This window comes from Bacillus sp. Xin1 (genome assembly GCF_013314535.1).
Classification (GTDB): Bacteria; Bacillota; Bacilli; order Bacillales; family Bacillaceae_G; genus Bacillus_A.
In genome coordinates this window covers 1-927 of record NZ_JABUAE010000148.1, presented here as the reverse complement: position 1 = coordinate 927, position 927 = coordinate 1, and the positions used below count along the sequence as shown (strand labels likewise).

At 37.0% G+C, this 927-nt stretch carries 2 protein-coding genes; both read right to left on the bottom strand.

Going from position 1 to position 927, the window contains the following annotated elements; all coding sequences use genetic code 11:
• Positions 1-227 (bottom strand): ATP-binding cassette domain-containing protein (locus HRG09_RS28180; protein WP_174104083.1); only part of this gene is annotated, 227 nt, incomplete at its 3' end.
• On the bottom strand, positions 224-927 hold a 704-nt coding region (locus tag HRG09_RS28175), incomplete at its 5' end, for an efflux RND transporter periplasmic adaptor subunit (RefSeq protein ID WP_174104082.1). The genes HRG09_RS28180 and HRG09_RS28175, both read right to left, overlap by 4 nt.

Below are 927 nucleotides of genomic sequence, written 5' to 3'. Positions count from 1 at the left end.
TTTGCCTCGTCTGCTGTTAAGATATTCACGTCATTTAACATATATTCGCCTTCTGTCGGACGATCTAAACAACCGATAATATTCATAAGCGTTGATTTCCCCGAACCAGATGGTCCCATAATGGAAACAAACTCACCGCTTTGAATCGTTAAACTAATACCATGTAAAATCGGTACCGCGAGTTTCCCTTGATAATATGTTTTATGAATATTGTTTAACGTAATCATTTTTCTTTCACTTCCATTCCGTCATATACATTGTCGGAAGGATTTTTAACCACCTTTTGCCCCACTGTTACGCCTTCAAGAACTTCTGTCCAGTCTCCATCAGTAGAACCTTTTTTCACATTTTGTTTACGCAGTTTTCCTTTTTCTTCTACATAAACAAATGGTTCGCCATCTTTTTCTACAATGCTCTTACTAAGAACAGCTATCATCTTCTTATTTTCTAAGCTTACTTGTAGCGATACGTGATAACCTGGAGATAAACCTTCTTGTCCATCTAGACTTGCTTTATATGTATACTGAGACATATTTTGTGTGCCTTCACCCGCGTCAGCTGCTTGCGCCATCTCTGCACTTGTTGGGAATTCACTTATTTCTGTAATTTTCCCTGTCCATTTCTGCTTACTATTTGCTTTTGCAGTTGCAATAAATGTTTGATCCTTTTGGATTTGTGATTTTTGAAGCTCAGTTAACGTTCCTTGAATTTGGAATGGATCTTTAGATGCAATTTGTAGAAATGATTTTCCTTGTCCGCCCATCGCTTGTGCTGAGCTTTGCGCTGCATCTTTATCTAGCTTTTGAACAACACCAGCAAAATTACTATAAATCGTGAGTTTACCTTGTTTTTTCTTTAACTCTTGTGATTGTAATTCTCCTTTTTCTTTCTCAAGGTCAATTGTTTTTTGCTGCATTTCCAATTCAT